The organism is Serratia aquatilis (assembly GCF_044865145.1).
Taxonomy (GTDB): Bacteria; Pseudomonadota; Gammaproteobacteria; order Enterobacterales; family Enterobacteriaceae; genus Chania; species Chania aquatilis.
The window spans coordinates 537,038-549,446 of record NZ_CP173186.1 but is presented as its reverse complement, the minus strand read 5'-3'; the positions used below and the strand labels follow the sequence as shown (position 1 = coordinate 549,446).

General features: G+C 51.4%; 15 protein-coding genes. 2 read left to right on the top strand and 13 right to left on the bottom strand.

The window, feature by feature from the left end; genetic code table 11:
* Positions 1–187: 187 nt before the first annotated feature.
* The 9 genes from SAQUA_RS02465 to SAQUA_RS02425 form a co-directional block, all read right to left on the bottom strand.
* Positions 188–2,104 (bottom strand): BglG family transcription antiterminator, encoded by a 1,917-nt coding sequence (locus SAQUA_RS02465; protein WP_380677464.1) that lies wholly within the window; start codon positions 2,102–2,104, stop codon positions 188–190.
* 92 nt (positions 2,105–2,196) lie between these two features.
* Positions 2,197–2,937: a 2-dehydro-3-deoxy-phosphogluconate aldolase gene (locus SAQUA_RS02460; protein WP_380677462.1), complete on the bottom strand. Its 741-nt coding sequence runs from the start codon at positions 2,935–2,937 to the stop codon at positions 2,197–2,199.
* A gap of 5 nt (positions 2,938–2,942) precedes the next feature.
* The gene (locus SAQUA_RS02455) at positions 2,943–4,052 is read right to left on the bottom strand and encodes a DgaE family pyridoxal phosphate-dependent ammonia lyase (RefSeq protein WP_380677460.1); all 1,110 of its coding nucleotides are present in this window, start codon (positions 4,050–4,052) and stop codon (positions 2,943–2,945) included.
* On the bottom strand, positions 4,036–5,175 hold the full coding sequence (locus tag SAQUA_RS02450; RefSeq protein ID WP_380677458.1) for an amidohydrolase/deacetylase family metallohydrolase: 1,140 nt from the start codon (positions 5,173–5,175) through the stop codon (positions 4,036–4,038). Before SAQUA_RS02450 ends, SAQUA_RS02455 begins: the two co-directional genes overlap by 17 nt.
* Positions 5,176–5,227: 52 nt before the next feature.
* Positions 5,228–5,878, bottom strand: coding sequence for a DUF4310 family protein (locus SAQUA_RS02445; protein ID WP_380678226.1), 651 nt, complete (start codon positions 5,876–5,878; stop codon positions 5,228–5,230).
* A gap of 11 nt (positions 5,879–5,889) precedes the next feature.
* On the bottom strand, positions 5,890–6,666 hold the full coding sequence (locus SAQUA_RS02440) for a DUF4311 domain-containing protein (protein WP_380677456.1): 777 nt from the start codon (positions 6,664–6,666) through the stop codon (positions 5,890–5,892).
* Positions 6,667–6,746: 80 nt separating this feature from the next.
* Positions 6,747–7,043, bottom strand: coding sequence for a DUF4312 family protein (locus SAQUA_RS02435; RefSeq protein WP_380677454.1), 297 nt, complete (start codon positions 7,041–7,043; stop codon positions 6,747–6,749).
* A complete protein-coding gene (locus tag SAQUA_RS02430; protein WP_380677452.1) occupies positions 7,043–7,408 on the bottom strand; it encodes a glycine-rich SFCGS family protein in 366 nt (121 codons plus the stop codon). The genes SAQUA_RS02435 and SAQUA_RS02430 overlap by 1 nt, the downstream gene beginning before the upstream one ends.
* A gap of 36 nt (positions 7,409–7,444) precedes the next feature.
* Positions 7,445–7,717: a glycine dehydrogenase gene (locus SAQUA_RS02425; RefSeq protein ID WP_404413198.1), complete on the bottom strand. Its 273-nt coding sequence runs from the start codon at positions 7,715–7,717 to the stop codon at positions 7,445–7,447.
* A gap of 603 nt (positions 7,718–8,320) precedes the next feature.
* Between SAQUA_RS02425 and rnk the strand changes: the two genes are divergently transcribed.
* Entirely contained in the window at positions 8,321–8,731 is a 411-nt protein-coding gene (rnk, locus tag SAQUA_RS02420) for a nucleoside diphosphate kinase regulator (RefSeq protein ID WP_380677450.1), read from the top strand.
* 74 nt (positions 8,732–8,805) lie between these two features.
* Here rnk and cybC read toward each other — a convergent pair whose 3' ends face one another.
* Both cybC and pmbA read right to left on the bottom strand, forming a co-directional pair.
* Entirely contained in the window at positions 8,806–9,192 is a 387-nt protein-coding gene (gene cybC / locus SAQUA_RS02415; RefSeq protein ID WP_380677448.1) for a cytochrome b562, read from the bottom strand.
* Positions 9,193–9,374: 182 nt separating this feature from the next.
* Positions 9,375–10,715 carry a metalloprotease PmbA gene (gene pmbA, locus SAQUA_RS02410; RefSeq protein WP_380678222.1) on the bottom strand — a complete coding sequence of 447 codons (1,341 nt, stop codon included), beginning with the start codon at positions 10,713–10,715 and terminating at the stop codon, positions 9,375–9,377.
* Between the two features lie 170 nt (positions 10,716–10,885).
* Between pmbA and yjgA the strand changes: the two genes are divergently transcribed.
* Positions 10,886–11,434: a ribosome biogenesis factor YjgA gene (gene yjgA / locus SAQUA_RS02405; protein WP_380677446.1), complete on the top strand. Its 549-nt coding sequence runs from the start codon at positions 10,886–10,888 to the stop codon at positions 11,432–11,434.
* 41 nt (positions 11,435–11,475) lie between these two features.
* Here yjgA and SAQUA_RS02400 read toward each other — a convergent pair whose 3' ends face one another.
* On the bottom strand, positions 11,476–11,757 hold the full coding sequence (locus SAQUA_RS02400) for a barstar family protein (RefSeq protein WP_380677444.1): 282 nt from the start codon (positions 11,755–11,757) through the stop codon (positions 11,476–11,478).
* Positions 11,758–11,761: 4 nt separating this feature from the next.
* Positions 11,762–12,208 (bottom strand): ribonuclease, encoded by a 447-nt coding sequence (locus SAQUA_RS02395; RefSeq protein ID WP_380677442.1) that lies wholly within the window; start codon positions 12,206–12,208, stop codon positions 11,762–11,764.
* Positions 12,209–12,409 lie beyond the last annotated feature (201 nt).

The window sequence follows — 12,409 nt, the reverse complement described above, 5'->3', positions numbered from 1 at the left end:
GAATCCGCCAGTTAGCATAAAGGGAGAATAAACAATGGGTATTATTGACTGGATCTTGACCGGTATTGCCGTGGGCCTGCTGATCGGTGCACTGCTGAAAATATTTGGCAAGAAGAAGAAATGAGTAGGGTTCCCCTCCGCGTACCAAGAGGGGAATACCTGTAAATTGGCTGCTGGCGGCCACCGCTTAGATGCGGCTCAAGCAATCCAACGCAACCGCTTTAAAACTGTCGAAATCTTCACTGCCTAGCAAACGGCTCATTGAACGTTCACGCACAAAGGTGACGAACAGGTCGTAGATCGCCATCGCTTCTTCGTAATCGCTTTTGCTAATTGCCAGCAGAAAGATAACGTGAGCCACTTCCCCTTCGCCCCAGGAAATCCCTTGAGGTGCCAACAGCGTAACCACCACTGTCTTTTTCGCTAACAGCCCGAGTGAGTGCGGCAGGGCGATCCCTTCTCCCAGCAAGGTAGAAACAATGGCCTCACGCTCTACTACTGAAGGGTAAAAATCACTGCCGACATACTCTTCCTGCTCCAGTTGAGCGCAAACCTTCTTAAACAACTGCTCTTGCGTCAAGGGTTCGTTGACGATCATAAAATGGCTGGCATCGAAGAACTTTTCCAGCATGTAAGGCCTGGTACGATCCACCAGCACCAGCTTACCCAATTGCTCCAACTGATAGTCGGTGGGAAACGGCGACATCACGACGACCGGTTTATTCTTCTCACCGATGCGCGCATTGGAAATAATAAAGTCTTCTTCGATGTGATCGAGGCTCTCGTAATCACGCAGTGAAACGATGCGCGTCATCACCAGTTGCGGGTATTTACGCGCGACCTGAGCCTGGATCATCCGCACCGTTGAGTTTCCGGTATCACATACCAGCATCACCTGTGGGTGACGCTGATAACCAATATTGTAGTGCCGTTCAAGGCCAACACCGATGTGCAGCACCAGATAGCCAATTTCATTCTCACTCAAGGTGTAAGGCGTATGTTTGCCCCAGCTTGAAACCGCCGCCAACGTCACATCGTAGGCCATGGGATAATGCTGTTTGATGTTCGCTAACAGCGGATTCGGGATGTTAATCTGATATTTCACCCGGGTGATCATGGTCTTGATATGGGTGAGCAGATCGGCTCGTAGCTGTTTGTCACCCTGTAGGTTGTAGTTATAGTGCGAGTTGATATAGCAGAGAATGTAATCCACCAGCGCTTCTTCATCATCAGCATTGATCTTGGTGGGCTGCACTTCCTGTACCCGCCGTGCAGCAATATTGACCCGCAAGTAGGCTTCCTCAGCCGCTGAAATCTCTTTAGCTGCCGCCTTACGCAGTTCACCAGCCAGCTTGGTGGATACTTTGCGCACTGCGTCGTCGCCGTCTTCCACCTCAAAATCCTGTAATGGATAGCCGTCCGCGATACGCCGTAGCGCTACCGCGCAATAAAAGATCAGGTATTGCTCACCTTCGTCCGTCAGACGAATGGCATATTGTGCGAGTAGCGGATGCAGTAACCCTGCAAAAATAGCCACTTGCGGTTGGTGGAGGATCTGATTGTTCAGTAATGGGTTTGCCGCATCCGCCAGATGCAGTTGAAACAGCAAGTCCGTCAAACAGCTGCGGATCGCCATTTCTGATCCAAACAGCTTCATCCCGTAACGCGGTTTGGTTTCAATGGTTAACTGGTAATGCGCCAGGCGCTCCCTCACCTCAGCCATGTCGTTCTGTAGCGTACCGCGGCTAACAAACCATTCATCGGCCAAATCTTCCAGCTTCATTGAGAAGGCTGAGGTCAAAAAACGAATCAACAGATAATTTACCCGCTCTTGCGCACTGCGCGGCGTGGCTGATTTTTTGCGTTCTTGATGCTGTAACGTACCAAACAAGGCTTGATCGTGTACCTGCAGGCAATAACCCGCTCCACGGTTATGCACGAACTGCGCCCCATAATTTTGCAGAATGTCATTCAGCGCCGTGATATCTGCCCGTACGGTTCGGGTCGAAACGGCAAAACGCTTCGCCAATTCATCCTGCGGCAGTGTCTCGGACTGCAACGCATCAAACAGATATGCCAAACGAGGGTAGGGGAATCTCACCATACTTTTTCCGTTATAAAAGTGCCCGCCTGAGTGCATCAGACAGGCAATATGCGACTTCAGCGCCGGTAGCACACCATGTGCCAAGAGCTACCCTAGCCCACCAGCTTTTTGGTTATCTCTAACAGGATTTTTACATCTTGTGGGCGCGTATGTCCGCTAGCTGGATCTATAATCGAGCTATAGATATGCGGGATCACCTGTTTCACCCCAGCTTTCAATGCGATTTCAAGGATCGGCTCGTAGTTCTCCAGATCAATCCCGCCGGTAGGTTCCAGCATAAAGTCATGCTCGGCACAGGCTTGCGCCACGTACTGGTACTCATCTTTATGTTTCAGCCCCCCCATAGGGAAGTATTTTATCGAACTGCCCCCCATGTCTTTAAGCAGGGCAATGGCCGTCTCTACCGGTACGATCCCATCCGCAGCCTGGGAACTTAGCGGCCCGGTTGAGATTTTCACCCAACCGATACGGCCAGTAGGTGATACCAGGCCATTGACCACGGTGTCATTCTGCCCCAACAAAGCTCGGCTGGTGCCGACACCGGTAAATACCTGGTTCACATGCTGCGGCTGAACATACTGGGAAATCAGGCTGACCATGACCGACTGATTCGGATCGCCAGTTCCCAGGCCCACGGAGAGCGCATTCTCGATCAAGCGTGCATAGCTCGACATATCGGTCAGCGCACTTTCAACGTCTGGATAGTTTTTGGAAAGAACGCCCACCAGCACGTGCCCCTCCGCAGCATTATAGATTTCCTGCGCATTCGCTTTCGATCCGGCCAGCACGTTCAGACAAACGCGATCTTTATAATAATTAGGCTTCAGCTTCATGCTTGTTACTCCGTAAACAGATTCTTAATACAGGTGAAAACCGTCATCAACTGCTGTTCGTTGACACTGCGGACGTCCACTTCAATTTTGCCTTCATTGGCTTTGTAGCCACGAAAATAGATAGCGATGTCACCCGTTTTCAGCCGCTTGACGATATCGACCGTCGACATACCCAGAACAGCTTCATCAAAGGTAATTTCTGCCCGGGCGATATCGCGCCCGGCACTGTCCCAAACGGTTTTAGCGCTAATGCCTTTCAGCGTATTAAGCTGAGTGATAAACGGCGTCATGCGCTCAACCATCTGCGCGCCAGTGGTTTTCTCTAGCGTCAGATAGCTTTCAATCGCCTGTGTCAGGCCAAGAATGCCCTCTTTGCCGACCTTCATCGCCCGGCCAATGCCATCGGTCTGCCGCTTGACCCATGCCACGTATTGCTTCCTGCCAATCACCAAACCGCTGGTTGGCCCTTCTATCGCTTTAGCACCGCTGTAGATCACCAGGTCGGCCCCCATCTGGTAGTAACACATCAGATCTTCTTCGGCGGCGGCATCGACGATTAGCGGTAAATTATGTTTGTGTGCTACCTCTGCCGCCTGCTCGACGGAGAGAATGCTCTTCTGCACGCAGTGGTGAGACTTCACATACAGAACTGCAGCGGTTTGCGGAGTGATACAGGCTTCAATCTGCTCGGGCGAACATTCGTTGGCGTAACCCGCTTCCACCACTTTACCGCCGCCAAGGGCTACCATAGTGTCAACGGGTGCCCCGTAGTTCACGTTATGCCCACGCGGCAGTACGATCTCACGCGGTTCATTGACCGGGGCCGAATGCAGGTTGACCAACAGATTGGCACTGTCCTTGACGATCACTGCAGCAACCGATTGGGCAATACCGGCAGAAGCACAGGAAACCACCACCGCATCTTCCACTTTCAACAGACCGGCAATGTAGGCACCGGTCTTGTTGACCAGATCCTTGATTTCAAAGTAATGATTCAGGCCGTAATCTACGGCGTCGATCACGTCCTGGCCTGGCGTAGAAACGCCAAGAATGGTCATGCGACCAGAAGTATTGATAACCTGTTTTAAGTTATATTTTTCATAGACTGAAGACATTGGCAGCTTTTCCTTCATCGGTTAATAGGACTTCCCCAGCCACCACGGCGGCCAGCGGCACCAGCAGTTGTTCACCATTGACCGACTCCCCTTCGGAATCGGCAAACACCTGCGGCCCTCTACGGAGCTCAAAAATGGTCAGGTCGGCATCAAAACCGGGCTTCAATTGCCCCTTGGTCGTCAGGCGTAATGCCGCAGCGGCATTTTCCGTGACGCAGCTAATCACCTGCGGCAGAGTGAGCCCAACGGTGAGGAATTTGGACATCACCGCCGCCAGGCTATGCACCGGACCCGCCATGCGGTTACGGCAATAGATATCAGAACTGATGGTGTGCGGGAAAATCCCCAGCGCAATCGCCTGCCGCGCAACCTCAAAACTAAAACTGGCAGTACCGTGGCCCACATCAAGCAGCACCCCACGTTTCAGTGCTCGTTGGATTGATTCACGCAGCGTACCTGCAGGAGTCAGAATGCGGTTCGGTTTGCCGTTGTAACAATGGGTGATGATGTCGCCTTGCGTCAGCAGATCGGCGATTTCGTCCAAATCCGGGGGATTGTTACCAATATGCACCATCAAAGGCAGTTGCTGGTTTTCCTGTTGGATCTCTTTCGCTAGCACCAAAGGTTTGGTGCCATTCTGACCTACCACGCTGCTGCTCATTCGGGCCTTGATGCCAATGATAAAACCGGGTTTCCCGTCGATGGCCCTCTTCACCTCCTGCTTATTGATATCAGCCAGATCGGCCAGCTCATTTTGTCGCAGCAGACCGATGCGCGAGATATTCAGGAAGGCAAAAACGTTGGTCTTGGCGTTGCGCGTCAGGGTATAGAACTCATCAATATCATCAGTGCCGGTGCTGCCAGCATCCACCACCGAGGTCACACCGCTAGCAACACCGACCAGATCAGGTTCATCGTGATAAATAGGTGAGGAGGGGTAACAGTGTACGTGAGCATCGATCCAGCCTGCACTCAGGCAGCAGTTTCCCGCCAGATCCAGTTGTCTGCGAGTGCTGGCCTCGGCAGGCAAGTGCCCTACCGCAGCGATTTTACCCGCCTCAATCGCCACATCGATCAGGCTGTCATCCACCAGTCTGGCGCGCCGGATGATTAAGTCATACATACTTCGCTACTCCTCTTCGCCCCAAGGAAGCTCCCAAGGGGCGAAATATTTATTAAGAAATGGCTACCGGGAAAATGGCCCCGAGAATCATTGCCCCCAGGATCGCGCCGCCGGTGATCGGCTTGCCCCAGATATAGAACAGCAGTGCCCCCAACAGAGAACCCACGCCGATAGGAATCGAGGCGGCTATGGCTGAGAGGATAATCAATGGCCCAAGGAAACGCCCCGAGGAGTTACCCGCACCCATCATTACATCCGCACCATAGGTCGAGTTGCTCTGGTTGATGGTGAACTTACGCGCCAGAATAATCAGGTAGCCAATTGCCAGACCAATCACCAGGCCAGTGACCAAAGAGGCGGCGAAGTTGGCAACCGGGAAGACAATGCCTGCACCAAGCAGCAGTGCCGGAACCCCGAGGCCGACCCCGGTCTGGATCGCACCACCGATGTCCAAGATCCCTACCAGAGAACCTTCGATGATACGGGCAAACAGGAAGCTGGCACCGAATGCCGCTACCGCACCGTAAACCCCGGTGTCCATTCCGGCACGCAACATGGAAACGAAGGCAACTTCGTTAAATGCGCCAATGCCATACAAGTAATACATATGTGTCCCGGCAAAGACGCCGGATGAAAGCAGGCCAACAAAAATCGGGAACGACCAGTCGGCATACCAGAAGCCTTTTTGGGTTTGCGTTTCCATCATTCAGCTCCTTATTTACCGCTCAGGGTGTTATGCAGGGCATCCAGCCAGCCGGGAACACCCAGCGTGAAGGACTCAAGAAGTTTCATGTCAAAGCCACGGAAGAAGCCGCTCAGTACAAACAGCAGCACAATAACCGTCATCATAATTTTGGTGACTTTATTCCAACCGCTTTCTTCAACACCTTTACCGATGAGAATACCCAGTACCAGTCCCGGTACGGCATTACCCATAATCAATTGCGCCAGGCCACCAAAAATAGTGCCCCAGAAACCAGAACGCTTGCCTGCTTCGATTGCGGCCAACCAGAAGATGACCGGCATCACGGTGTTCACCAGCAGGTTGGCTGCCGGTACCAGTACTTTGACTGCCGTCACCTGTAATGCTGCCGGTACGGCAGAAGCGGTGCTATTCAGGAAGGCCACCACCAGAATGCCGATGATGCCGCAAGCGATAGCCATTTTCTTCGGATCGTGCAGTGTTTCAGCGACGTTGCGGTTTTTGATCATCAGCGCTGCAGCACCCCAGTTGGGGATAATGCGATGGTCCACGTCCTGAGTGAAGGCACCCGCTGCCACGGAAGACGCCCAGGCATTAAAGAAGAAACCCAGACCAAACGAGAAGTGAGAAGCCGGATCGCCTTCGCAGGAGTTCAGTTCCCCCAAAGTACGAAACGCTCCCATCCCCTGTGTCGTCGGAGCATGGAACATACGTGCGGCCCCGGCCCCCACGCCAACACCAACCAATCCGCCGATAATAATCGACTTAAATAAGATGATTAAAAACATCAGTATATCCCTCTTATACCCTATCTATTTCAAGCTATAGCCAATAACACTGCAGCTTAAATACGATGGGGATAACATTTTTATTTCGTGGCGAAAACCACCTTTTCTGTATTGATAATCGTCACGTTTACAGTTATTTCCAAAGAGACGGCATAGTTTTTTCTTTCACGCGGCAGAAAGAAAAAAAGAAATTTTTCTTTGGTGGTTCTCTCTTCCGCCTTTAATATTTTGACGTCCTGCGGTTCAATACGCAGCAGAATATTACTGGTGGATTTTAAAACCGCGCCCTGTACATTAGCCAATGCACTGGCAAAGGCCTTTGCTTTACTGTCGCCCTTCCCCTCCACCTTTACCGATGTTGTGTAGTGTTCTTTCATTATGGAGTACCATGTTTTTTGATATAGGCCTCCACTAACCGTTGACCTAACTCTTCTTTATCCATAAAGCCAAAACCTAATACGTTATAGCCCTCATTGATTGCCGTAACGCCCTCTTCAATAGAACGCATACCATATTTGGCTTTATAACCATATTTAGTCTGTGCGGTAATCGCTCCTGCACCGCCACTGCCACAGAATGAAATTCCAAGCTGTGCATTTTCCGCTTTCATCACATCGCCCAACTTCATGTCCGCGGCCATACCCGGAATAACTATCGCCTTGCCGCCCGCACTCTCAATGCCCAGGCCCACTTTCTGGCCTTTACCCAAACGATCGCCGATCACAACAGTAATTTGACCCATGGTATTTTCTCCTGATTATATTTGAGTTATTAAACACTATTGATGGTTATCTTTAGCCACTTCAAAATGAACAGAAAGCAGGTAAGCTTCTTCAATAGGAAGCGTTGGCAGTTTATTTACCACTTGCTCTGCCAATTGCATCGACTCGGCAGAAATTTCATCGAACAAGGATTTATCAACTTCCGGCAGCGGCTCACCGGTTATTGATCGCAACACCATAGCGCGAATGTGCGACTCCAACATTTGTTGCTGTACTGCATTAGTGAAAATATCTCTCGCATTCAACATTACGGTGATATCTGCCAACATCTGCGCCGTGATAACCGCAGCTTCGCTAATATCAGCCTGTTCCTTTTTATTTACCGAAATAGTTCCTTCATTCACTTTTCAGTCACCTCTGGATCCGGTCATTTCTCTGTTGACGGTAAAGCAACGTCTACTCTAAATAATCTGCACTGCATGAAGGCACTAAACTCATCAATCCCCAGGAAAATGCTGATAGGGGACCGCCAAGAGCAGCCAAAATACAGATAACTTGAAGTATAATGAGGTTATCTTTATCCGCTTTCTTTGATGTCTTTACCCTAACCTTTAGAGCATTTCGTGTGTAGACCGTTTTTTTCCAGTTCAAACTGGAAATTAAGTGACGATAAGGGGTCCATTTCGCAAAACTTTACGCTTTGCCGATAAACCCAAAAGATATTGCAACGAACAGTTTCCAGTCAGCGTAGCGGTAGAAAAAACTTCGTGACCGGGATCTCTTCCTTTTCCTGCGTTAACAGCCTACTATCAATAGGACAAACCGACATTTCTCACACCCCCGCTCCCACTGGCGCGGGGGTGTTGCTTTGTGTTGTTTTTCCGAATTTATTGGCACAGAAAGGGTGCCCTTTGATTGGACTGGAGAGTGGAATGACCAAACCGACCATTACCATTAATGAGCTGGATGCGGAACGCTTGGATGCGCTACTGGCACAACCAGCCTTTGCCAACACTGACGTCGCCGCTGCACTGAACGCTGAACTGGATCGTGCGGACATCGTGCCGCCAGCGCAAATCCCTGCACACGTCGTCACCATGAACAGCCGCGTGCGTTTTCGCGATCTGCATACTTCAGAAGAACATGTGCGGACGCTGGTTTACCCTGCTTCGTTGAAAGACAGCAATGAACAGCTGTCTGTAATGGCTCCGTTGGGTGCCGCGCTGTTGGGTATGCACGTAGGTAAACAGATCAATTGGCGTTTGCCGAACGGCGAAGAAGCCCGTATTGAAGTGCTGGAACTGCTGTATCAGCCGGAAGCTGCGGGTGAGTATCACCGCTAGATGATAAGGGGCGGCGGCCATGCGCCGCCCTTTCATGCTCGTCATACTTCAAGTTGCATGGGTATTGGCTGCGATTAGCGGAATTTCTTGTGGTTGGTGTCGCGGGTTTGTTTGAACTCTTGTGCCACTTTGCGCGCATCTTCCAGCTTGCCCTGATTCGCCAACGCCATCGATTGGTCAATCTGCGCAATCAGCGTAGTCAGACCTTGGCGAAAACCCTGCATCTCTGGGCTGTCGGGCGCTTTATTTCCCAGCTTGGGTGGAGTGCCCTTCATCGAGTCCGTTGCGGCATCACGCATCTTTTGCAAGCTTTGCTTGAAAGTATCCACTGAGTCGGTTTTCAGTACGGTTTTGTAATTGGAGGCGAGCGTGTCCATGTCATTAGCCAAGTCGGCCGCTATCGACCATGAACTGGCCCCCAGTAGCGTCAGCATGGCTAATACCTTTAATGTTTTTTTCATGTTTACCTTCCAGTTGTTGTTTTAGTTAACCCACAATAAACATAGGCAGATAATGACAAAACGGAAACTGAAAAGTTGCAAAAGCGGATGAAAAAGAGGATATGGCAGGCAAGAATGCCCAATACGCGGATAATGCCACCGCCTTACCTGAGCGGTGACATCTTTAACACAACGGCATGAGGTTATTGGCCGGCAATTTTCATTTCCGGTAGCAAAATGGAGCCACATTGAATATTACTGCGCGTTTCAATATCGCTGCCAATGCTGACAATATTACGCAACATATCTTTCAGATTACCGGCGATGGTGATCTCACTGACCGGGTATTGGATCTCTCCCTTTTCCACCCAAAAGCCTGCTGCACCGCGCGAATAGTCACCGGTAATACCACTGACACCCTGCCCCATCAGTTCAGTCACCACCAAGCCGGTACCCAACTGTTTAAGCATGCCGGCAAAATCATCCCCTTGCCCGGCAATACGCCAGTTGTGGATCCCGCCCGCATGCCCAGTACTGTGCAACCCTAATTTACGCGCAGCGTAACTGGTCAATAGCCAGGTCTGCAGCACGCCGTCTTTCACGATGTCGCGGCGTTGCGTACGCACACCCTCACTGTCGAATGGTGTGGAGGCCAACCCTTTTAGCAAATGCGGATGCTCTTCGATCGTCATCCACTCAGGCAGGATCTGCTTGCCTAACGAGTCCAGCAGGAAGGTCGATTTGCGGTAGACACTGCTGCCACTGATCGCCCCTACCAGATGACCAAACAACCCGGTTGCCACCTCTGACGAGAACAGTACCGGGGCCTTCATGGTGGAAAGCTTACGTGGAGAGAGACGCGCCAGGGCACGGCGTGCACATTCCTGGCCAACCCACTCAGGGCTTGCCAGATCCTCCATCGCGCGCCCCACGGTGTAGGCGTAGTCACGCTCCATATCGCCATCATGCTCAGCGATAACACAACTGGAGAGTGAATGACGGCTGGAACAATAGCTTTGCAGCATGCCGTGGCTGTTACCAAAAACCTTAATGCCATAATGGCTGTTGAAACTGCCGCCTTCGGTGTTGGTAATGCGCTTATCTGCCGCCAAAGAAATCTGCTCGGCACGAGCTGCCAACTCAATGCCCCTGTCCGCATCCAGTTCTGTAGGGTGGAACAGATCAAGGTCAGGCGCTGCAAACGCCAGCAGATCTTTTTCCGCCGGGCCCGCATGGGGATCTGGCGATGTAAAACGGGCAATATCCAGCGCCGCCTGTACGGTGCGGGAAATAGCATCTGGACTGAGATCGGTGGAAGAGGCACTGCCCTTGCGCTGTTGATAATAAACGGTGATACCGAGCGCGCCGTCGCTGTTGAATTCAACGTTCTCCACCTCACCGAAGCGGGTGCTGACGCTGATACCGGTCGTTTTGGTCACGGCAACTTCTGCCGCATCTGAACCGGCACGTGCCAGTTCTAAAGCCTGTGAAACGGCTTGTTCCAGCGCTTTGCGCTGTTCTGCAACTTGCGTGATTACTTTCATCAATCTGCCATAATTAATCAGGAAATAGTTGAGAAAAGTGCCGTGGCGGCATGGGGTTGCGCGAGAACCAAACCACAGCCTACGTACTTTTGAGTCTAACAGGAAGTGCGCGAAATTTCGCATAAAGCCACCAACCTGTTAGGATTAGCCTCTTTTTAACGGAGCCTACCATGACCAAACAACCCGAAGACTGGCTCGACGATGTCCCGCAGAACGAAAACGAGGACGATGACGAGATTATCTGGGTCAGTAAAAGTGAGATTAAACGCGATGCCGAAGCGCTAAAAGACCTGGGAACCGAACTGGTTGAACTGGGTAAAAATGCACTGGAACGCATCCCGTTGGATGAAGACTTGCGCGCCGCCATTGAACTGGCACAGAAGATCAAGAAAGAAGGCCGCCGTCGCCAGATACAGTTGATCGGAAAAATGCTACGAGCTCGCGATGTGGAGCCTATTCAGACCGCACTCGACAAGCTGAAGAACCGCCATAACCAGCAGGTTTCGCTGTTCCACAAGTTGGAAGCGCTACGCGATCGCCTGGTAGAGGAAGGTGATGATGCCATCCCGTCGGTACTCGATCTCTACCCAGAGGCGGATCGCCAGCAGTTACGTGCGCTGGTACGTAATGCGCAAAAAGAGAAGGCCGCTAACAAGCCGCCAAAATCCTTCCGCCAAATCTTTCAGTATCTGCGCGATCTGGCAGAGGCGCAGCAGTGATCCCTCGCAGCATCACAGGGGCTCTCCCCTGTGATGCACTACTACCGTGTAGCTGTTTCACGGATATTGAAGCGCAATTGTCCCTCTAACTCTTCTTCTGCTTCTTCAAACAGCAGAATAATGGCACCAAAACGGCGTTTGCGACGTGCATTGAGGTTGATAAATTCAATCTCGACCGGCAGGCGGATGCCGCCAGTCACCGTATCCCACAACGCGTCCAGATTAGCACCAAATCCTTCACCCAATGCAAACTGGTCAGCAAAGCGGCGATAGAAAGCCGGTAAGTCTGGTATCTGGTTAAAATCGAACTCTATTTTCCCCATCGACTCACTCCACCCGAATGAAGCTTTTATAATGGTCGCGTGTGACAAAAATCAAACCGTCATCAGAATACAGTAACCGCTCGGCACCGCGATGACCGCATTGGTAGTTGATATCCGCCTCGCGCCATATCCGGCCGTTTGCCTTAGGTAAACGCCCTTCACGATTCGAAAAACGATCCCCGCCAATCGCCTTGCCCGGCAAAACCTTACACAGATTACCGTCTTGCGCATTCCAGCCCAGCTCGCGAGCCTGCTTTTTGGTGATGTAGTAGTTCGGTAACCGTTGGTGCTGCTGCAGATAGCTGACGACCTGCTTGTGTTCCGTCAGCTTATCAATACCCTCTGCTGAAGCAGAGACAAGGGGAATAACTCGTTCTCCATTCCCATACAGAGCGCTGAAACCGGCCACGATAACGGCAATAAATATCGCCACAAGCGTACGTTTGTTCATAACTTCCCTGAATCTATAGCAAAAAATAATCAATATGAGATGACCAGGCAGTGCCCCCAACATGGCAGGAGCAAACAATCATGCCATTTTCCAACCTATCTGACACCTTGTAGATACACGCTAAAGTGTGACTAGGCTGTGTCCCTTAACTGTCCGTGGTGCCGTCGCAGACCCAAAAGCCCATTATCAACGCGGAGGGCG

Bases quoted from the DNA above. Each gene is read 5' to 3' on its own strand.
- pmbA (WP_380678222.1), bottom strand. From the start codon at position 10,715: ATGAAAGTAATCACGCAAGTTGCAGAACAGCGCAAAGCGCTGGAACAA.
- SAQUA_RS02425 (WP_404413198.1), bottom strand. From the start codon at position 7,717: ATGTTGGCAGATATCACCGTAATGTTGAATGCGAGAGATATTTTCACT.
- cybC (WP_380677448.1), bottom strand. From the start codon at position 9,192: ATGAAAAAAACATTAAAGGTATTAGCCATGCTGACGCTACTGGGGGCC.
- SAQUA_RS02460 (WP_380677462.1), bottom strand. From the start codon at position 2,937: ATGAAGCTGAAGCCTAATTATTATAAAGATCGCGTTTGTCTGAACGTG.
- SAQUA_RS02445 (WP_380678226.1), bottom strand. From the start codon at position 5,878: ATGGAAACGCAAACCCAAAAAGGCTTCTGGTATGCCGACTGGTCGTTC.
- SAQUA_RS02455 (WP_380677460.1), bottom strand. From the start codon at position 4,052: ATGTCTTCAGTCTATGAAAAATATAACTTAAAACAGGTTATCAATACT.
- SAQUA_RS02430 (WP_380677452.1), bottom strand. From the start codon at position 7,408: ATGGGTCAAATTACTGTTGTGATCGGCGATCGTTTGGGTAAAGGCCAG.
- SAQUA_RS02395 (WP_380677442.1), bottom strand. From the start codon at position 12,208: ATGAACAAACGTACGCTTGTGGCGATATTTATTGCCGTTATCGTGGCC.
- SAQUA_RS02400 (WP_380677444.1), bottom strand. From the start codon at position 11,757: ATGGGGAAAATAGAGTTCGATTTTAACCAGATACCAGACTTACCGGCT.
- rnk (WP_380677450.1), top strand. From the start codon at position 8,321: ATGACCAAACCGACCATTACCATTAATGAGCTGGATGCGGAACGCTTG.
- SAQUA_RS02435 (WP_380677454.1), bottom strand. From the start codon at position 7,043: ATGAAAGAACACTACACAACATCGGTAAAGGTGGAGGGGAAGGGCGAC.
- SAQUA_RS02450 (WP_380677458.1), bottom strand. From the start codon at position 5,175: ATGTATGACTTAATCATCCGGCGCGCCAGACTGGTGGATGACAGCCTG.
- SAQUA_RS02465 (WP_380677464.1), bottom strand. From the start codon at position 2,104: ATGGTGAGATTCCCCTACCCTCGTTTGGCATATCTGTTTGATGCGTTG.
- SAQUA_RS02440 (WP_380677456.1), bottom strand. From the start codon at position 6,666: ATGTTTTTAATCATCTTATTTAAGTCGATTATTATCGGCGGATTGGTT.
- yjgA (WP_380677446.1), top strand. From the start codon at position 10,886: ATGACCAAACAACCCGAAGACTGGCTCGACGATGTCCCGCAGAACGAA.